Raw genomic sequence first — 19,987 nt, 5'->3', positions numbered from 1 at the left:
CCGCCTGCACGCAGACGCTGGCTGATTTCGGTGCGCGCGTCATCAAGATCGAGAACCCGGACGGCGGCGACGATACACGCGCGTATGAACACGCCGAGATTGGCGGCGAGAGCGCTGCTTATCTCAGCCTCAACCGCAACAAGCGCGGCATAGCGCTCGACCTCGCTGTGCCTGAGGCCCGCGAGATCGCGCTGGATCTGATCCGTAAAGCCGACGTGGTCGTGGAGAATTTTTCGGGCGGGGTCATGAAGAAATTCGGACTCGACTACGAGGCGGTCGCCCCGCTCAATCCTCGGCTGGTCTATTGCTCGATCTCTGCCTATGGGCGCTCCGGGCCGTTCGCCTCGCGCCCCGGCTTCGATCCCATCACCCAGGCGGAAAGCGGCTTCATGTCGCTCAACGGATTTGCCGACGGTCCTCCCGTTCGCACCGGCCCGCCCATCGTGGATATTGCGACGGGGATGGCAGCCTGTAACGCCATCCTTCTCGCCTTGCTGGCACGGGATCGGCTTGGCCGGGGCCAGCGCGTTGAGGTCGCCTTGTTCGACATCGCGATGGCGATGACGAGCTTCTACGGTATGGCTTATCTGATCAATGGCCAGAATCCCGGCCGCTTCGGAAATTCACCGAGCGGGTCGCCCACCGTCGGCGTCTATGAAGCTTCCGACGGACCCCTCTATATGGCTTGCGCCAACGACCGGCTCTATCGCCGGCTGGTCGTCGAGGTCTTGAATCGACCAGATCTCATTACCGATCCACAGTTCGCGACGCGCAAGGCGCGTTCCGAGAACAAGGAACTCTTGCGGGCAGCCATCGCGGAAGTCTTTGCAAGCGATACTCTCGAGAATTGGATGACGAAGATGAAGCTGGCCAATATTCCGGTTGGCTATCTCCGCACCGTCGAAGAGGGCTTTAACGCACCTGAGGCCCGCGACCGCCATCGCGTGAGCCGAATTCCGCATCGTACCGCGGACTGGGTCCCCAACATCGAGAATCCGATTACCATGAGTCTAACCGGCGCGATTGATCCCGTGGCCGCACCTCTGTTGGGCGAGCATACCGCGGACGTCTTGCGCGACACGCTCGGTTATGACCAGCCCCGGATCGCAGAATTCGTTAAAAAGGGAGTCTTTGGATCAGGTAAGCCCTTGGTTTGAGCCCGAGCAGTTGGCCTCGTGGGCCGGTATCGCGGGCTTCCAGATCGCTGCTTCGCGATGCCGGTTCGCGATATCGCCTCCTTTTGACAGCCAGGCTTAGAGCGATCGGCTTGATTTGGCGATACTCCCGCCGCATAAATGCTGGGAAGCGAGGGATGCGGAATGGCGCCTGGTCAAGAGCCGAGTGTAGGCCAGCCTGAGGAGCCGGAATCCGGCGGCCGTGCCTATGCGGCAATGATCGCGAAGGCTCGGACGCTCCTGCCCCGGCTGCGCGAGCGGGCTGCACGAACGGAAGAGCTACGATACCTTCCGCCCGAGACTGAACGGGATCTGCACGATGCCGGCCTGTTCCGGATGCTTCAGCCCAAGCGCGTTGGCGGAGCCGAGCTCGACTACGTTGCGCTGATTGATTGCGCGGATCTGCTTGGACAGGCGGACGCGTCGGTCGCCTGGAATCTGGCCAATCTGGCGAGCCATCACTGGATGCTCGGTATGTTCGAGCAAATGGCGCAGGATCTGGTCTGGGGCCGTGATCCGGACGCGCTGATTGCCTCCTCGTTTATTTTTCCTGCGGGCCGCGCGACGAGGGTCAAGGGCGGCTACCAGTTGCACGGAAGCTGGCCTTTCTCGTCCGGCGTCGCGTCCTGCGAATGGAATATGCTCGCAAGCGTGGTCTCTTCCGACGACGAGGCAGACGGCATCGAGTATCGGATATTTCTGCTTCCGAGGCGAGACTATAAGGTGCTCGACACCTGGAATGTCGCAGGACTGCGCGGCACCGGTTCTTGCGACGTGGAAGTCCAGGACGCCTTCGTGGCCGACGATATGACAGTGGCCGTTGGCGAGCTTACCGGCGGCCGGCCGCCGGGAAGCAAGGTCAATCCCAATCCATTGTATACGTTACCTGTGTTCTCATTATTTCCTTACGTCTTGTCCGGTGTTGCGCTGGGAAATGCCCAAGCGTGCCTGAACGACTATATCGAGGTCGCGCGTCACCGCATTTCCACCTACAACCGCGCCAAGTTGAGCGACTTTCAAAGCACGCAGATCAAGATCGCGGAGGCCTCCGCCAAGATCGACGCTGCGCGCCTGATCATGCGTTCGGCTTGTATCGACGCCATGGAGGACGCACGACGCGGTCATATTCCCGATATGTCGGCCAAGACCAGATATCGGCGGGACGGTGCCTTTTCGGTGAACTTGTGTACCGATGCGGTCTCGATGCTGTTTGCGGCGAGCGGGGCGCGTGGCCTGTTCACGACGGGGGGGCTGCAGCGGCAGTTCCGCGATGCACACGCGATCAACTCGCATCTCGCGTTCAACTTCGATGCGGCAGGAACCAACTATGGACGCGTGGCGCTGGGCCTGCCGTCCGAGAATCTCACGCTGTGAGGCCGGCCGATGAATGATCTGCCGAAGCATCCGGCCGCTCCCGATCCAGCCAACGAACTCGCGAGCGACAGCTCGCCGATCGATCCCCGCGATTTTCGCAATGCGCTCGGCACATACGGAACGGGGGTAACGATCATCACCGCCACGGCGGCCGACGGAAAGCCCTATGGCATCACCTGCAATTCGTTTGCTTCGGTCTCTCTGAATCCGCCCCTCGTTCTCTGGAGCCTTGGGGTCTATTCTTCAAGCCTGCCCGTGTTTCAGAACGCCAGCCATTTCACCGTTCATGTCCTCGGCACGTCGCAACAGGCGCTTGCCAACAAGTTCGCGAAATCGTCCGATGACAAGTTCGCCGGTGTCGATTGGGTGCCGGGTCTCGGCAACGCTCCGGTGCTTACAGAGAGCGTGGCCAGTTTTCAATGCCGCTCCGTCAACCGCTACTATGGCGGCGATCACGTTATCTTTCTCGGAGCAGTCGAAGCCTATGTCTACAATGCCAGGGAACCTCTGCTGTTTGCACGGGGGGCATATGGCCGGTTTCTGGCGGACGATGAGCGCAAGAAGTCGCCGTAGGGCGCTTCTGGTCGTATTCGGGCGCTCAAGGCTCCGCCGCTGAAAGCTTGTAGATCTCGAGCGCGTCGGCATCCGCGCCGCGCGCGGCCTTGGCCAATCTGAAAAGTTGTCCGGCGAGCGATGCCATCGGCACCGGCGTTGATGTCGTCTGCGCGACATCGGCGACCGTATCGAGATCCTTGAGCATCGTAGCAACGTGACCGAGCGGCGGTGAGTGAATGCCCTGGACCATCCGTGGCACGAAGAGCTGAAGCGGAATGGAATCGGCAAAGCCGCCGGCAAGCGCTTCGGGTAACCGGTTGGCGTCAATTCCTGCGTTGACGGCAAGGCGGGTTGCTTCAGCAAGGACGGCCATCGCGCATCCGACGATCACTTGATTGCACAGCTTTGTCGTCTGACCGGCGCCAGTGGGGCCCATATGGGTGAACCTGCGTGCCATGGCGAGGACGTAGGCGCGTGCCCTCTCGACGTCGGCAATGTCTCCGCCGGCCATGATCGCGAGCGTGCCCTCCTCGGCGCCCTTGGTGCCACCGGACACAGGCGCATCGATCCAGCCTGCACCGTTGGTCCTCTTCAATCGACTGGCGAGATAGCGCGCAGCGTCGGGATGGATCGACGAGAAGTCGACGACGAGCTTTCCCGCTCCGGCCGCGGCCGAAAGGCCGTCGACTGCGAATATCACCTCTTCAACCGCTGCGGCGTCCGTCACACACATGAAGACGATATCCGCGTGCATCATAACGTCACGAGGGGTAGCTGCGCGCCGAGCACCAGCTTCGACGAGCGGAGCAACCTTGCCCTCCGACCGATTCCAGACGGTGACCTGATGGCCGGCTTTGAGCAGGCGGCGGGCCATGGGTGTTCCCATCAATCCGAGGCCGACATAGCCAAGCCGTTCGACGCGTTGCGGGTTTGTTGTGATCGAATCACCCATAGGTTGCTCACTCCTGTCCTGGTGCAAATGACGCACGACCGCCGCCTTACCATACACGGCGCGTCGCGCGGCGAAACCGGGCCGGCTTGCATGCTTGCCTGATTGTTTGAACCATGAAACATTTGAGCTGGTCGGGTTGGTGGCGCCGGTCGGCGCCGGAGCAGCGGAGTGGGCGCGATGCGAACGGTTTCGAGGTTGATGCTGGCAACGGGGGCAGTGGCGGCCATGATTGCGGTCGCGGGTCCCTCACGGGCACAACAGACGATCCGCGTCGGTTGGACGATCCCGGCCGAGGAGTCCAAGTACTGGATGATGCGTCGCCCGGCTGAATTCCCCGATTTAGGCAAGACTTACAACATCGAATGGACCCAGTTCCAGGGCACCGCCCCGATGACGCAGGCATTGGCGGCGGGCGCTCTGGATTGCGCGACACAGGCGCCGCTGTCGCTATCCAACGGCGTGGTTGGCGGCAATCTCAAGGCCTACATCGTGGCGCAACATGTTTTCGAGAAACCCGGCGGCTTTTCGGTCTATTGGGCGGTGATGGATGACTCGCCGATCAAGACCATTGCCGACTTGAAGGGCAAGACTGTCGGCATTTCCGTGATCGGTGGCGGTACGCAGGGCCCGTTCAACTTGCTCCTGAAGCAGAACGGTGTGGATCCGACCAAGGATATCAAGCTGGTCGAGGTCGGCTTTGCGGTCTCGGAAGATGCGTTGCGTCAGGGCCGCGTCGATGCAGTCAACATGAACCAACCATTTGCCGCACGCGCGGAAGCAAAGGGCGGCACCCGCAAACTGTTCTCGCTGTCTCAGGCCATGCCGAACATCGTGCACATTCTGGAAGCCTGCCGTGCCGATTTCGTCGACAAGAACCCGGAGCTCGTCAAAGCCTATGTCCGTGACATCACGTCGGGTATGAAGAAGGCTCTGGCGAACCGCGAAGAGACCTTGAAGGTTGTGTCCGAGGTGCTGAAGGCTCCCGTTCCGGTGCTCGAGACGTACCTGCTCAAGGAGAACGACTTTGGTCGTGATCCGGGAGCTGCGCCGAACTTCCCCGCCATTCAGAAGATGCTCGACATTTACGCAGAGACGGGAATGCTGCCGAAGCTCGACGTCGCTCAATTCAAGCACCCGACGATCGTTGCACCGCTGCAGTAGGAGGCGGGACGAACTATCCCGGTCATTGCATGAAGAAGATGCACGCATGATGAAGTTGCGATCACGGGTGACGACGGAGGGGCTCGACCGCGCCCCGCACCGCGCTTTCATGCGCGCGATGGGCCTCGACGACGCCGCGATTGCCAGGCCTATGGTTGGCGTCGTCAGCATGAAGGGCGAGCAAACGCCCTGCAACATGACCCATGATTTTCAGGTGGCCGCGGCCAAGACCGGAATTGAGGAAGCGGGCGGCACGCCGCGCGAATTCTCGACCGTGTCGGTCTCTGATGGCATCAGCATGAATCACGAGGGAATGAAGTTTTCCCTGTTTTCGCGCGAGCTGATCGCCGACTCGATTGAAGCTGTCGTTCACGGTCTCGCCTACGATGCGCTGATCGGATACGGCGGATGCGACAAGACGCTTCCCGGCGTGATGATGGGCATGGTTCGTTGCAACGTGCCTTCCATTTTCATCTATGGCGGGAGCTCGCTACCCGGGCGCGTCGACGGACGGACTCTTACGGTGCTCGACTCTTACGAGGCTGTCGGTAGTTTCATGACGGGTGAGATCGACGGAGAGACTCTCGAGCGGATCGAGCGGGCCTGCCTGCCAACTATCGGTGCGTGCGCGGGCCAGTTCACGGCGAACACCATGGGGATGGTGTCGGAGGCAATGGGCCTGACCATCCCCAATGTGTCGATGGTGCCCGGCGTCTACGCCGAACGCGCTCAGATTTCTCGTCGCGCCGGACGGCTGGTCATGGAGATTTTGAAACGTGGAGGACCGCTCCCGCGCGACATCGTGACGCGGAAATCCCTTGAGAATGGCGCGGCCATCGTGGCTGCCACGGGCGGCTCGACCAATGCCGCGCTGCATTTGCCCGCGATTGCGAATGAATCGGGCATCGCATTCACGATCGAAGATGTTGGTGAGGTCTTCGCCAAGACACCGCTGATCGGAAATCTGCGCCCCGGCGGGAAGTACACGGCGAAGGACGTCTATGACATCGGCGGCGCAGCCGTGGTCATCCGCGAACTGATCCAGAGCGGCCACATGGATGGCGGCTGCATTACCATCACGGGCCGCACGCTTGCCGAAGAATACGGCATGGCCAACGCGCCCGATGGCGAAATCGTTTACGCGGCTCGCGCACCGATCATGCCGGACGGCGGTGTGGCGGTACTGAAGGGCAATCTTTGTCCTGATGGCGCGGTCATCAAGGTCGCAGGCCTCAAGAGCCTGGTCTTTGAAGGCACCGCACGCGTTTTCGAAGACGAGGAAGGCTGTGTCGCGGCGGTGCGTGACCGCAGCTACAAGGCCGGCGAGGTCCTGGTGATCCGCAATGAGGGGCCGGTCGGCGGCCCCGGCATGCGCGAGATGCTCGGCGTCACTGCGCTGATCTACGGGCAGGGTATGGGTGAAAAAGTGGCCCTGATCACTGACGGGCGGTTCTCCGGCGCCACCCGTGGCATGTGCATCGGCTATGTCTCCCCCGAAGCATTTGTTGGCGGCCCGCTTGCGCTTGTGCGAGATGGCGACAAGATCCGGATTGACGCGGCTGGCCGTCGCATGGACGTGTTGATCGACGAGCAGGAACTCGCTGCACGCCGACGCGACTGGAAGCCGCGACCGCCACGGCATCGAGCCGGGGCGCTGGCGAAATATGCACGATTGGTTGGTCAGGCGCCGGGTGGAGCCGTTACGCACGAGGGCCCGGCGGAATGGCCCTGGTTCAAATGACGAGCCGCGGCTCAGCCGAAGGCAACCGTCCGTCTGGCAGGCTTCTTGCTACGATCGTGCCGCTGATGGACGACATTAAGCAGGTCGATTGCGCGACGTTTGCAGATGCGTGAAGTGAGAGCGGGATGAAGGTAGTACCTTCGAGATCGAGCGAATGGGTGAGACCGGTGACACCACAAAAGCCGGCTTCTGCGATCATCGAGATCGACGGCGTCTCGCAGGTCTTTCAGACCTCGGCGCACAAGGATCATGTGGCACTATCGGACATCTCGCTGACGATTGACGAAGGAGCTTTCGTCTCCATTCTCGGGCCGTCCGGCTGCGGCAAGTCGACACTGCTCTACATCGTCGGAGGCTTTGTCAGGCCGACCAGTGGTGTGGCGAAGATCAAGGGGGCGGCGATCATCGCGCCCGGCCCGGATCGCGGACCGGTCTTTCAGGAGTTTGCGCTGTTTCCCTGGAAAACCGTATTGGGCAATGTGATGTACGGCCCACGCCAGCAGGGTGTGCGCGCCGCCGAGGCAGACGCGCAGAGCCGGTCGCTGATCGAGATGGTCGGCCTGAAAGGCTACGAGAACTTCTATCCCAAGGAGCTGTCGGGTGGCATGAAGCAGCGCGTCGCGCTCGCCCGGACGCTGGCCTACCATCCTGAAGTCCTGCTGATGGACGAGCCGTTCGGCGCGCTCGACGCTCATACCAGGACACGCCTGCAAAACGATCTTCTGAACATCTGGGAGCGTGATCGCAAGACGGTGTTGTTCGTCACCCACTCGGTCGACGAAGCTGTTTTCCTGTCCGACAAGGTCGTGATGATGTCGAAATCGCCCGGTCGCATCCGGCACGTCATCGACATCGATCTGCCGCGGCCGCGCCGCCGCAACGAGCTGCTGCTCGACCCTCGCTACCAGAAATACGTCGTGGATATCGAGCGTATGTTCGATGAGAGCGACGGAGCCGGGTTTCCCGCATGATGTCGCCGACGACCTTGATCCGACGGATTGCCCCCGCGTTGGCCTGCATAGGGCTGCTGGCGATATGGCAGGTTGCCTCGCTTGTGCTGAAGAACGACAGCTTTCCGACTGCGATCGAGGCGATCAAGGCAATTCCGGATATCCTCAGCGACAGGGAATCCCTGATCAACATCCTGGCCTCGCTTCGCCGCATGGCAATGGGGTTCGGTGCTGCCGTCCTTTTTTCGATTCCACTTGGCCTGTTGATGGGGCGCAGCCGGGCCGTCGCAGCCTTCTTCAATCCGCTTCTGATGGTGATCTATCCAGTACCGAAGGCAGCCTTAATGCCCATCATCATGTTGTGGCTGGGCGTCGGGGACGTCACAAAGACGCTGGTGATCTTCCTCGGCGTTAGCCTGCCCGTGATCTATCACAGCTTCGAGGGCGCCAAGGGCGTGGAAGAGAAGATGCTGTGGTCAGGGGCTGCGATGGGTCTCTCCCCCCTGCAGCGCCTAGTCCGGATCGTGCTGCCTGCCGCGCTGCCGGAAATCCTGACGGGATGCCGCACGGGACTGGTGCTGGCGCTGATCACGATGATTACCAGCGAGATGATCGCCCGCCAGTCCGGCGCAGGCAACATTCTGTTCAATGCGCTCGACATGGGGCAGTACGACACCGTCTTCGCGATGATCATCGTCGTGGGCGCGATGGGGATCTGCCTCGATGCGATCTTCGAGCGAATTCGCGCCAGGCTGGTGCGCTGGTCCGAGCCTCAGTTCGACATGCCACTGAGCTTCTCATGATATTACGCCTCATCTCAGCTAATGTCATTCTCGGGCTCGCGCCGATCGCGTTGGTGATTGCGTCGTGGCAGGGCCTCGTCTCATTCGGCTTTGCACCCGCGGCCTTGCTGCCGCCCCCGGGCCACGTCTTTGGCCGCTTGCTTCAACAGCTGGTGACGTGGACATTTCAGCTGGAGATCGCGGCGACCCTGATCCGGCTGTTTGCCGGTTTTGCGATCGCGGTCGTGCTCGGCGTCAGTATCGGTATCGCCGCTGCCGCCAGTCCGGCAATCAACGCTGCGGTCCGGCCGATCGTGCGTGTATTGGCGCCGTTGCCCAAGGTTGCGCTCTATCCTGCACTCCTCCTGCTGCTCGGTTTCGGCCACGGATCGAAGGTCACGTTGGTGGCTGCGGACGCACTTTTCCCTATTCTCTTGTCTACCTATTACGGCGCATCGACTGTCGAGCAGAAGTTGATCTGGTCGGCTATGGCGGCGGGTACGCCGCGCTACGAAATCCTGTTCAAGGTGGTATTGCCCGCGGCGATGCCGTCGATCCTGACTGGCTGTCGGATCGGCCTTGTCATTTCCTGCATCGTGGTGTTTCTGGCCGAGATGATCACGTCGACGGACGGGTTGGGACATGCCCTTGTCACGGCGGCCCGGACGTTCCAGGCCGTCGACATGTTCGTACCGCTGATCACGATCTCGCTGCTGGGGTTGATTTTGAACGCGCTGTTGGGTGCCGTGCGATCGTACCTCTTGCGGGGCTTCCCCGAAGCGTGATCTGACTGAGCAAGATCCAGGATACCGGGAGTGAACCATGCTGGCCGATCGCATCGAGGCAAAATGGATCGACGCATTCTGTGAGATTTTTGAGCGGTGCGCCGTCAAGGCCGGTGATACCGCGGCGATCCTGTCAGAGACTCAATCGCGCGCGTTGAATGTTCATCTGGCAGAACTTGCGCTGTTGCGCATGGGCGCGCGGCCATTCCATTTGGTGATGCCGACGCCGCGTAACCGGAACATCGTTCCGGTGCGCTCGACCGGGGCGAGCGAGGCGATCCAAAAGCTTGGTCCGGTCATCACCGCACTTCAACAGGCCGGCTTTGTGGTGGATTGCACCATCGAGGGCCTGATGCACGCGGTGGAGACGCCTGAAATCCTCAAAGCTAGCGCGCGCATCCTGGTGATCTCCAACGAGCATCCGGAGGCGCTGGAACGGATGGTGCCGGATCCCGCGCTGGAGAAGCGCGTCCGCGCCGCGGCGAAGATGCTGCGGGGCACCAAGCGGATGCGGGTAACTTCGAAAGCCGGCACTGCGCTCGACGTCGATATGGTCGGCGCATCCACCGTCGGCGTGTGGGGCTGGACCGACAAACCTGGCACGCTGGCGCATTGGCCCGGTGGCATCGTCGTTAGCTTTCCCAAGAGCGGGACGATCAACGGCACGCTGGTGATGGCGCCCGGCGACATCAATCTGACCTTCAAGCGGTACCTGACCTCACCGGTGAAGATGACCTTGAAGGACGACTATGTCGTCGAGCTGGAAGGCGAGGGCACGGACGCCGCGATGATGCGCGCCTATCTCGCGGCCTGGGGGGACCGCGAGGCCTATGCAGTGTCGCATGTCGGCTTCGGCATGAACCCCGGTGCGCGTTACGAGGCGTTGTCGATGTACGACCAGCGCGACACCAACGGCACCGAGATCCGTGCCGTGTCCGGTAATTTCCTGTTCTCCACCGGAGCCAACGAATTCGCCGGCCGCTACACGGCAGGGCATTTCGATCTGCCCATGATGGGGACGACCATCGAGCTGGATGGCGTCGCAGTGGTTCGGGAGGGCGTGCTCCAGGACGTCTTCGGCTAGTTGCGATCGATCACGGGTGGGCGGGCCAGGTCGAAGTGCCGGAGCAGGTCCACCATGGCCTGCAGCCGCTTGACCCGATAGGCATCAACGTCCATGCCAGAATAATCAAGAAAGCCGGCCCCCGTGCGCAGACCGATCCGGCCTTCGTGCATGTTCTTCGATATCACCTCTGGGGCGCGATAGCGGTCGCTGCCGAGTGCGCTCTCGAGATAGCGGCTAGCGTAGTACAAAATGTCGCCGCCGCCCCAGTCGATGAATTCGAGTAGCCCAAGTACGGCATAGCGGAAGCCGAAACCGTAGCGGATCGCCTTGTCGATTGCCTCCGCGCTGGCGACGCCTTCCTCGACCATGCGTGCGGCTTCGTTCATCGCCAGCGCCTGGATACGCGGGACGATGAATCCGGGCGTCGCCGCGCAGACCACCGGTACCTTGCCAATGCCTTCAAGCAGTGCCTTGACCTCGTCGACGATGGCGGAATCGGTGGCTTTGCCCGGCGAAACCTCGACCAGGGGGATCAGATAGGCCGGATTGAGCCAGTGCACGTTGAGAAAGCGATGAGGGTTCACAATCGCGCCGGAGAGATCGTCGACGAGGATGGTCGACGTGGTCGATGCGATGATCGTATCTGCGCCGACCTGCTTTGAAGCCGCCCCCAGCACCTCCCGCTTGAGCTCCACGACTTCCGGAACGCCCTCGAAGACCATTCCGGCTTCGGCCAGCACTGTGCCGCTTTGGCCGGGCGGCACCACGGATACCCGCGCAATGAGCGGATCAACATCCGCCTCGTCCAACAGCCCCAGCTTGGACAGGCTGGCAAAGGTCTTTCCGACCTCGTCAAGCGCAGCCGCCTCCAGCTTGGCAAAATCCTCCGCTGAACGGGCCTTGACGTCGACCATCGTGACCCTATGCCCGGCATAGGCGAACGCGACGGCGATGCCGCGCCCCATGCGGCCGGCCCCGAGACAGACGATGTTGGCGCGACGGGTCATCGATCAGAATCCATAGCGAAGCAGTGTCTGCAACTCGGCCGTGCTGAGATGGCCGAGGCCAAGCGTATCCAGTGTCCGGCCGCCCTGCACGAAATCCTCGCCGCAAACCGCACCACCGATCACCAGGAAAGCCTTAGCCAGCGGCGTGGCCACGCCCGCCAAGCCGGCGACCGAGACCAGCAGCGACAGCCCAAGCCGCAAATCCTCGCGCATGTAGCGGTGCTCGGTCAGCACGATGCGCTCGCGCCAGTCGCCGGAATCGGTCAGCCGGTCATGCGAGCCGCGTCCATACATCCAGCTTTCGCCTTCCTTCGCGTAGTGATGCGCGAGCGGAAAATGCGGCGCGCCGTAGCCGAGCGCCTCGCGCACCGCGATCCGTTCCGCGTCCAGTGCGTCGGTCACCCGGCGGATTGCGGCTTGCGTGCCTTCCTTGTGGATATCCCACCTGTCGAAGTGCTCGATCGGGCCCGCATTCATCACGATCAGCGGCGGATGGATGATCGGGCCCGCGTTCATCAGTGCGGCTGACAGCGAATCGCCGCACGCTTCGATCGCATCGGGAAAGGCGCGCCCGATTATTTCGAGTGCGTGCGGCGCCTGGTCGAGCGGAAACACGCCGACTGGAAGCCGCTTGGCGCGGATGGTTATTGCGACCTCGAACGGTCCATGTTTGCGCGTCAGCCAGGGCAGGGTGCCGGTTTCGGCAAAGCTCACCCTGGCGTGGTTGCCGGCATCCCTAGCAGCCTGGGCGAAGATCATTGAGCCGAACGTCGCCGGTGGCAGAAACACGACCTGGTCATCCTGCAAATGCGGCGCCAGCAGACGGGCAATGTCCGGCTGCGCGAAGGCGGGAGCGGGGCACAAGATCAGTTCGACGCCGCTGATCGCCTCGGCGATATCGGTCGTGACTAGCGTCAGCTTCGCGTCGTGGCAGCCGCTATGGTCCTTCACCAGAATTCGCGAGCCGGCGTCATGATGTACCGCCACCTGGTCGGCGTCGCGGCGCCAGAGCCGGACCTCGTGCCCAGAGAGGGCAAAATCGCCTGCGGCCGCGAAAGAGCCGTTTCCCCCACCCAGAACCGCAATCTTCAAGATGCTTCTCCTAGCGGGCGCGACTGCGCATCAAGTTGCTTCAGCAGGAAATGCTGAACCTTGCCCAGTGCCGTGCGCGGAAGGTCGGTGACGAAGACGATCTCCCGCGGGACCTTGTAGCGTGCGAGTTGTGCCTGAAGATGCGTTTTCAACTCGTCCGCTTCGAGCCGGCAACCCGACCGTCTGATCACATAAGCGACCGGTACTTCGTCCCAGCGCGGATCCGGCCTGCCGATCACAGCGCATTCGCTGACATCGGGGTGTTCGAGCAGGACGCGCTCGACTTCTGCCGGATAAACGTTTTCTCCCCCCGAAATGATCATGTTCTTCTTGCGGTCCCGGATCCAGAAATAACCGTCGGCGTCGCACAGGCCGATATCGCCGGTGCGATACCAGCCGTCACGCAGCGCATCGCGCGTGGCGTTTGTATTGCCCCAATATTCGAAGAATACGTTGGGTCCACGCACTGCGATCTCGCCTGGCGTGCCTGGCGGCACCTCAGCGCCAGCTTGGTCGATCACCTTCGCTTCGCAGCCTAGGCCAGCAAGTCCGGTCGATCCTGCACGTGAAAGATCGCCGCCAAGCCGCGTATAGATCGCGATGGGACAGGTTTCCGTCGAGCCGTAGACTTGGAGAACCGGCACGCCACGCCCAACAAAGCGGTCGATCAGGTGCGGCGGCACGATGGTCGAGCCCGTGGCGACAGCCTTGAGTGACGAGAGGTTGGTCGTCGTCCACGCAGGATGCTCGCTCACCGCCTGGATGATCGCCGGCACCATCACGGTCAGCGTCGGCCGGTCGTTTTCGATGGCGGCAAGCGCCAGATCCGGCGTAAATCGCCCATGGATCGTGACGGTTGCGCCAAGCTGGAGCGCCGGCGTGGTCTGGATGTTGAGACCGCCGACGTGGAAGAACGGCAACACAGTCAGCACATGATCGTCGGACGTCATGTTGTGCATGTGCTGACTCATGACGCCATTCCAGAACAACGCCTCCTGGCGCAGCACGGCGCCCTTCGGTCGGCCGGTCGTTCCTGATGTGTAGACAATCAGGAGCGGGCAGGAGAGGTCGGTATGTGGGTTGCGGCCGCTGCCCTCGCTGCGGGCCAGCAGGCTTTCGAATGTCCCGCCTCGAGCAGGCGTGAAATCGAAGCCGATGACGGCGGCGCCCGGTGCAGCCTGGACGAGTTCCGGGAGTACTCCTTCGAACGCCTGCTCGAGCACCAGTACCTTGGCGCCCGCATCGTGGAGAATGAAGAGCTGCTCGGCGACCGCCAGCCGCCAGTTCAGGGGAACCAGCATCGCGCCGAGCCGCGCGCATGCATAAAGCAGAACCAGATAGTCCGGCCGGTTCAGGCTAAGGATGGCAACGCGGTCGCCGCGGCCGACGCCGAGCTCCTGCTTCAAGGCCGTGGCCGTTCGCTCGATACGTGCCGCGAATGCCGCGTAGCTCAGCCGCCGGCCTTCGAAGGCAATGGCCGTCTTGTCTGGCGAAAACGCCGCGTTGCGATCGATCAGACTACAGAGGTCCACCGTCAGTCGTCCGTTTCGCCGGCCTCGTACAGCGCCTCGCGTCCAATGCGGTCGAGGCAGAGCTCGGCCGTCCAGGGCAGCATCAGCGAGCCGCAACGGCTGTCGCGATAGATGCGCTCCAGCGGCAGCGACCTGAGCATCGCCTGACCGCCGCACGTGCGGATCGCGAGTGCGGCGAGCTCATTGGCGCCTTCCATCACCGAATATTGGGCGGCATAGGCTCGCAGCACCTGCTCCTTGCTCGGATTGGCGCGCGCTTCGGTCACCGCCTGGAACCAGGTCGACTTGATCTGCTCAAGCTTGATCTGCATTTGCGCGACGGCGATCTGCTTGGTCGGATACATTCTGCGCTTGACCGGCGGCATGCCCGGCACCTCGCCGCGAAGATAACGCACAGTGAAATCGTAGGCGGCCTGCGCGAGGCCCATGTAGGTCGGCGACAACGTCAGGAACATGTGCGGCCAGCGCATTGCGGCCTGGAAATAGACGCCGCGCGGCATCAGCGCAGAATCCTCCGGGACGAACACGTCCTTGAACAGCAGCGTGCGCGAAACCGTTCCGCGCATGCCGAGGGGATCCCAATCGCCCACGACCGAGACGCCCTGCGATTTCGCTGATATCGCGAGGTAAAGGGTGTTGCGGCGCGAGGCCTTTTCGCCTTCCTCGATTTCGGTGCAAAGCACGCCGTAATAGTCGGCGTGACCGGACAGCGATGCAAAGATCTTCTTGCCGTTGACGATCCAGCCGTCCTCCACGGGCCTGGCTTCCGTGCCGAACGCAACGCCGCCTGCGGCAGCTGCGCCGCCCTCGGAGAAGGGTTGCGAATAAATCGCGCCGTCCTCGACGATGCGCCTGTAGTGGACCGCGCGCCGCCGCTCGTGCTCTGTGCGGATTTCCGTATCCATATCGAGATCGTCGGCGAGGGGCCCGGACCACAGGGTCGAACAGACATGCATGTTCCATGTCAGCGCCGTCGCGCCGCAATAGCGGCCGATTTCGGCGGCTGCAAGCGCATAGGTCTGGTAGTTCGCACCTAGCCCGCCATGCTTCTTAGGGACGGCAATACCGAGCAGGCCGACGCGGTGCAGATCGCGATAATTTTCCGTCGGGAAGCTCGCCTCGCGATCGTAGGTCGCGGCGCGGCCGGCGAACACGCTCTGGCCGATTTCACGGGCTTGCGCGATGATGCCGGCTTGCTCGTCGCTCAGGCGGAATGCGACGGGATCGAAGATCGGAGCATCCAGCGCGACCTTGTCACCGGCGCCAATGGTCTTGCTGATTGGCATGGTCATTGTGCAGTCACCTTACGCTTTGGTCGCCACGGAGTTCAGGAATTGGCCCAGGGCCTCGTCAAACGCATGCGGGCGCTCAAGGTTGGCGAGATGGCCGATGCCGGGAAGTTCGACATATTTGGATGAGGGAATGTATGTCGCCGTCTTCGCCATCATTGGCGCGGGCGCATTGTTGTCCTTGGAGCCGGACAGCAGTAGCGTCGGCACGGAAATATCCTTGAGCGTGCTGCGCTCGTCGAATCCGATCAAGGCGAGCATCATGGCGCGATAGCTTGCCTCCGGCACACTCGCCATGCACTCGCGCGCAAGTTCCATTCCGCTCGGATCCGGATCATCGCCGACAAGCTCCTTCACCAGAGAGGGCGCTAGCGACTTCATTGTCTCCCCGCGATCGAGAGGCCCGAGGCGCGCCGCGATAAAGGATTTCTGCCAGTCGCCATCTGCCTTGCCGAACGCCGGACTGGTCTGCGCAAGGACGACAGCGCGCGCCAGTTTCGGCGATTGCACCAGCCATTTCTGGACGATCATGCCGCCGATGGAATGTCCGACCAGAATAGGTCTGGACACACCAAGCTGTTCGATGAATCGTTGGAGCGCATCCGCCAGGGCAGCGATGCTGACGCTGGCAAGCGGCGCCGATCCGCCATAGCCGGGCATGTCCCAAGCAATCGCGCGGAAGCGGTTGCCGAACGTTGCTAGCTGGTGCCGCCAGGCCCGCGCCGCGCCGCCGATGCCATGCAGGAAAATCAGAGGTGTTGCGTCCGGATCGCCCGCAGCTTCATAGGCGAAGCGTTCGTCCTTTGTTATCATTGGCACAGGCTGCGGCTCCTCTCGCTGAGCCTGCCGATGCTAGCAGGCCCGCGAGCGATGGGAAGAGATAATTTTATACTTAAAGCAATTTTCGGACCGTTGCTCGCGCGCATCGTTTTCGACCATGATCGGCGCTTTCGTTGCAAAAACTTGAAGCTTAAAATATATCGAGGGAACGATCAGCAGATATCAGGGAGCCAGTGCATGTCCGCATTGCCGCATTCGCCGCACGCGCTGGTGACCGGAGGTGGCCGCGGGATCGGCCGCGCCATCGCAGCCGCTCTCGTCGGGGCCGGCGCAACCGTGACGGTGCTTGGTCGGAACGCCGCAACTCTCGAAGAGGCCGTTAAAGCGGGAGCCGCGCATTTTGCGATCGTCGCCGACGTCTCGGACGAGGTGTCGCTGAACGCCGCCGTCGCCGAGGCCCATGCACGAAAGCCAATCGATATCCTGATCGCCAATGCGGGCAGTGCTGAATCCGCGCCGTTTGTGAAATCGGACAGCGCCTTGTTTTCGCGCATGATGGACGTCAATTTCATGGGCGTAGTTCATGCCATCCGCGCAGTCTTGTCCGGGATGAAGGATCGCCCCTATGGACGCATCGTGGCGGTCGCATCGACAGCCGGGCTCAAGGGCTATGCCTATGTCAGCGCATACACTGCGGCCAAGCATGCGGTGGTCGGTCTCGTGCGGTCGCTCGCCCTCGAAATGGCCGGCAGCAATGTGACCGTGAATGCGGTCTGTCCGGGCTTTACGGACACGGATCTCGTTGCCGGCAGCATCGAGAACATTATGAAGAAGACCGGGCGAACCCGCGAGCAGGCGATCGCTGAGCTCGCCAGGCACAATCCGCAGGGGCGGCTGATCTCGCCTCAGGAGGTCGCCGACGCTGTGCTCTGGTTGTGCGGCGAGGGAGCCGGTGCGATCACCGGACAGGCAATCGCCGTTGCCGGTGGTGAAATCTAGCGCGTGTGTGCAGGCGTGGAACAAGGAAGCCAAGGAGATCGCATGAGCAGGCCAGCTAATCCCGTGACGTTGCCGCTTGCGGACTATTCCCCGCAGCATTTCCTACTGGCCGTGGTCGACGGTGTTGCCACCGTGACTCTCAATCGTCCAGAACGGAAGAATCCTCTGACGTTCGAGAGCTATCGGGAACTGACCGATTTCTTCCGCGCCTGTGCATTTGACGATGCAGTCACATCCATCATCGTCACCGGCGCCGGCGGCAATTTTTCGTCCGGCGGCGATGTGTTCGAGATCATCGGCCCGCTCGTCAAGATGGACACCAAGGGGCTGACGGCCTTCACGCGGATGACCGGCGACCTCGTCAAGGCGATGCGAGCCTGTCCGCAGCCGATCGTCGCCGCGGTCGAGGGCATCTGCGCCGGCGCCGGCGCGATCATCGCCATGGCATCCGATATGAGGCTTGCGGCCAGCGGTACCAAGGTCGCATTCCTGTTCAACAAGGTGGGCCTTGCCGGCTGCGACATGGGCGCCTGCGCGATCCTGCCGCGGATCATCGGGCAGTCCCGCGCCTCCGAGTTGCTCTATACCGGCCGGTTCATGACCGCGGAGGAGGGCGAGCGCTGGGGCTTCTTCAGCCGGATCGTCACGCCCGAGCAGGTGCTGTCCCAGGCGCAGATTCTGGCCAGGCAGGTCGCGGAAGGGCCGACCTTCGCCAACACCATGACCAAGCGGATGCTGGCGATGGAATGGGCGATGTCAGTGGAGGAGGCGATCGAGGCGGAAGCCGTTGCCCAAGCGCTGTGCATGACAACGGCGGATTTCGAGCGTGCTTTCGAGGCCTTTGCCAACAAGGTCAAGCCGGTCTTCAGGGGCGACTGAGCCAGCCGCTATTATCCGCAGACAAACCAACCGCGGGGGCTTGCGCGGAATTATTTTAGGCTTAAAATAGTTTTCATGGTCGGGTGAATTGGCGAGGCTCCCATGAAAGTCGCGATCATCGGTGGTGGACCTGCAGGTCTCTACGCTGCGATCCTGCTCAAGAAGCAGCGTCCGGGCGCCGACATCACGGTGTATGAGCGCAATCGGTCCGACGACACCTTCGGCTTCGGCGTGGTGTTTTCGGACGCGACGCTCGACAATTTCGAGAAGCACGACCTTCCGAGCTACCGCCGCATTACCCAAGAGTTCGCCTACTGGGACGACATCGCGGTGCATTTCCGCGGCACGGTGCACCGGGTCGGCGGCAACGGGTTTTGCGGCTGCTCACGGCAGAAGCTGCTTTTGATCCTCCAGGAGCGCGCGCGAGAGCTTGGCGTCGCGCTGCAGTTCGAAGTGGATATCGACGATGAATCCCGCTTCGCTGATGCCGATCTTGTCCTGCTCGCCGATGGCATCAACAGCCGCTTCCGTGAAAAATACGTCGAACATTTCCAGCCGGAGGTCGACGTTCGTGCCAACAAGTTCGCCTGGATGGGCTCGACTAGGCCGCTTGACGCCTTCACCTTCATTTTCCAGGAGACCGAGTGGGGGCCGTTCATCGCCCACGCTTATCAGTATGAAGCAGGGCACTCGACCTGGATTTTCGAGACGGATCCGGAGACCTTTGAGCGGGCAGGACTGACCGGGCTGAACGAGCAAGAGTCCGCCGCGCGGATGGCCGAGATTTTCAGCTGGTTCCTCGACGGCCACAAGCTGCTCACCAACCGCTCGATGTGGCGCAATTTCCCGATGATCCGCAGCAAGCGCTGGGTCAAGGGCAACATGGTGCTGCTCGGCGACGCCAAAGCGAGTGCGCATTTCTCGATCGGCTCGGGTACCAAGCTCGCGATGGAAGACGCAATCGCGCTCGCGGAGGCGATGCAGAACGCTCCCAATATCAAGGCGGCGCTCGAAGTTTACGAACACGCTCGCCGTGAGGAGGTGGAGAAGACACAGCATGCCGCCGACGTCTCGCTGGTCTGGTTCGAGCACGTCGACCGTTTCTGGGACTTCGATCCCGTACAGTTCGCCTTCGGAGTGATGACGCGCTCGAAGGCGATCACCTACGATAATCTGAAACTGCGCGCGCCGGATTTTGTCGCCGAGGTCGAGAAATCGTTTGCCAGGCAGGTTCGTGGCAACGGCTTTGACGTTGATACCAACAAGCCGATGGTCCCGCTGTTCCAGCCGCTCCGCCTGCGCGAGATGGAGATCGCCAATCGCGCCGTGATGTCGCCGATGTGCATGTACTCGGCCAACGAGGGCGTGCCGACCGACTTCCATCTGGTGCATTACGGCTCGCGCGCGATCGGCGGCGCCGGCCTCATCTTCACGGAGATGACCTGCGTTGCCCGCGACGCCCGCATCACGCCCGGCTGCGCCGGATTGTGGAACGACGAGCAGGAAGCGTCTTGGCGCCGCATCGTGGATTTCGTCCATGGCAATTCGGCCGCCAAGATCTGCCTGCAACTAGGCCATGCCGGCCGCAAGGGCGCGACCAAGCTGATGTGGGACGGCATGGATCGTCCGCTCGAAGAGGGCGGCTGGGACGTGATCTCGGCATCACCGCTCCCCTATTTCCCTGACAGTCAGGTCCCGCGCGAGCTCGATCGCGCCGGCATGAACGCGGTAAGAGATTCCTTTGTCGCGGCGGCCGAGCGCGGCGAGCGCTGCGGCTTCGATATGCTCGAATTGCACTGCGCTCACGGCTATCTGCTCGCCAGCTTCATCTCGCCGCTGACGAACACCAGGACGGACGAGTATGGCGG

Annotated in this window: 18 protein-coding genes; 12 read left to right on the top strand and 6 right to left on the bottom strand. The window is 62.1% G+C overall.

Annotated elements, in window-relative coordinates; translation table 11 throughout:
* From A5906_RS15725 to A5906_RS15715, 3 genes are all read left to right on the top strand, one after another.
* Window positions 1-1,157: CaiB/BaiF CoA transferase family protein (locus A5906_RS15725; RefSeq protein WP_245326751.1), on the top strand; the 1,157-nt coding region annotated here is incomplete at its 5' end.
* 162 nt (window positions 1,158-1,319) lie between these two features.
* Complete coding sequence (locus A5906_RS15720) at window positions 1,320-2,549, top strand: acyl-CoA dehydrogenase family protein (RefSeq protein WP_080136298.1); 1,230 nt, start codon at window positions 1,320-1,322, stop codon at window positions 2,547-2,549.
* Window positions 2,550-2,558: 9 nt separating this feature from the next.
* A complete protein-coding gene (locus A5906_RS15715; protein WP_080136297.1) occupies window positions 2,559-3,122 on the top strand; it encodes a flavin reductase family protein in 564 nt (187 codons plus the stop codon).
* Between the two features lie 25 nt (window positions 3,123-3,147).
* On the opposite strand, the gene A5906_RS15710 is transcribed toward A5906_RS15715, so the two are convergent.
* Entirely contained in the window at window positions 3,148-4,056 is a 909-nt protein-coding gene (locus A5906_RS15710; RefSeq protein ID WP_080136296.1) for an NAD(P)-dependent oxidoreductase, read from the bottom strand.
* 177 nt (window positions 4,057-4,233) lie between these two features.
* Here A5906_RS15710 and A5906_RS15705 point away from each other — a divergent pair, with 177 nt between their 5' ends.
* From A5906_RS15705 to A5906_RS15680, 6 genes are all read left to right on the top strand, one after another.
* Window positions 4,234-5,217 (top strand): ABC transporter substrate-binding protein, encoded by a 984-nt coding sequence (locus A5906_RS15705; RefSeq protein ID WP_080136550.1) that lies wholly within the window; start codon window positions 4,234-4,236, stop codon window positions 5,215-5,217.
* A gap of 46 nt (window positions 5,218-5,263) precedes the next feature.
* Complete coding sequence (gene ilvD / locus A5906_RS15700; RefSeq protein WP_080136295.1) at window positions 5,264-6,958, top strand: dihydroxy-acid dehydratase; 1,695 nt, start codon at window positions 5,264-5,266, stop codon at window positions 6,956-6,958.
* 125 nt (window positions 6,959-7,083) lie between these two features.
* Window positions 7,084-7,929, top strand: a complete 846-nt coding sequence (locus tag A5906_RS15695; RefSeq protein ID WP_080136294.1) for an ABC transporter ATP-binding protein — start codon at window positions 7,084-7,086, stop codon at window positions 7,927-7,929.
* Complete coding sequence (locus A5906_RS15690; protein WP_080136293.1) at window positions 7,926-8,711, top strand: ABC transporter permease; 786 nt, start codon at window positions 7,926-7,928, stop codon at window positions 8,709-8,711. Before A5906_RS15695 ends, A5906_RS15690 begins: the two co-directional genes overlap by 4 nt.
* On the top strand, window positions 8,708-9,475 hold the full coding sequence (locus A5906_RS15685; RefSeq protein ID WP_080136292.1) for an ABC transporter permease: 768 nt from the start codon (window positions 8,708-8,710) through the stop codon (window positions 9,473-9,475). Before A5906_RS15690 ends, A5906_RS15685 begins: the two co-directional genes overlap by 4 nt.
* A gap of 37 nt (window positions 9,476-9,512) precedes the next feature.
* Window positions 9,513-10,559, top strand: a complete 1,047-nt coding sequence (locus tag A5906_RS15680; RefSeq protein WP_080136291.1) for a 2,5-dihydroxypyridine 5,6-dioxygenase NicX family protein — start codon at window positions 9,513-9,515, stop codon at window positions 10,557-10,559.
* Here A5906_RS15680 and A5906_RS15675 read toward each other — a convergent pair.
* The 5 genes from A5906_RS15675 to A5906_RS15655 are packed head-to-tail and all read right to left on the bottom strand — an operon-like array spanning window position 10,556 to window position 16,274.
* Entirely contained in the window at window positions 10,556-11,548 is a 993-nt protein-coding gene (locus tag A5906_RS15675; protein ID WP_080136290.1) for a 3-hydroxybutyryl-CoA dehydrogenase, read from the bottom strand. The genes A5906_RS15680 and A5906_RS15675 overlap by 4 nt on opposite strands.
* A gap of 3 nt (window positions 11,549-11,551) precedes the next feature.
* Window positions 11,552-12,640 (bottom strand): NAD/NADP-dependent octopine/nopaline dehydrogenase family protein, encoded by a 1,089-nt coding sequence (locus A5906_RS15670; protein ID WP_080136289.1) that lies wholly within the window; start codon window positions 12,638-12,640, stop codon window positions 11,552-11,554.
* The gene (locus A5906_RS15665) at window positions 12,637-14,172 is read right to left on the bottom strand and encodes a class I adenylate-forming enzyme family protein (protein WP_080136288.1); all 1,536 of its coding nucleotides are present in this window, start codon (window positions 14,170-14,172) and stop codon (window positions 12,637-12,639) included. Before A5906_RS15665 ends, A5906_RS15670 begins: the two co-directional genes overlap by 4 nt.
* 2 nt (window positions 14,173-14,174) lie before the next feature.
* Window positions 14,175-15,464, bottom strand: coding sequence for an acyl-CoA dehydrogenase family protein (locus A5906_RS15660; protein WP_080136287.1), 1,290 nt, complete (start codon window positions 15,462-15,464; stop codon window positions 14,175-14,177).
* 12 nt (window positions 15,465-15,476) lie between these two features.
* Window positions 15,477-16,274, bottom strand: a complete 798-nt coding sequence (locus A5906_RS15655) for an alpha/beta fold hydrolase (RefSeq protein ID WP_080136286.1) — start codon at window positions 16,272-16,274, stop codon at window positions 15,477-15,479.
* A 204-nt stretch (window positions 16,275-16,478) separates the two neighbouring features.
* Here A5906_RS15655 and A5906_RS15650 point away from each other — a divergent pair, with 204 nt between their 5' ends.
* The 3 genes from A5906_RS15650 to A5906_RS15640 form a co-directional block, all read left to right on the top strand.
* Entirely contained in the window at window positions 16,479-17,240 is a 762-nt protein-coding gene (locus tag A5906_RS15650; RefSeq protein WP_080136285.1) for an SDR family NAD(P)-dependent oxidoreductase, read from the top strand.
* A gap of 42 nt (window positions 17,241-17,282) precedes the next feature.
* Complete coding sequence (locus tag A5906_RS15645) at window positions 17,283-18,119, top strand: enoyl-CoA hydratase family protein (protein WP_080136284.1); 837 nt, start codon at window positions 17,283-17,285, stop codon at window positions 18,117-18,119.
* Window positions 18,120-18,221: 102 nt separating this feature from the next.
* Window positions 18,222-19,987, top strand: a 1,766-nt coding sequence (locus A5906_RS15640; RefSeq protein ID WP_245326766.1) for an oxidoreductase, incomplete at its 3' end; no start/stop codon positions are given.

Source organism: Bradyrhizobium sacchari (genome assembly GCF_002068095.1).
GTDB classification, from domain to species: Bacteria; Pseudomonadota; Alphaproteobacteria; order Rhizobiales; family Xanthobacteraceae; genus Bradyrhizobium; species Bradyrhizobium sacchari.
The sequence above is the reverse complement of the archived record's forward strand: the minus strand, read 5'-3'. Positions and strand labels throughout refer to the sequence as shown.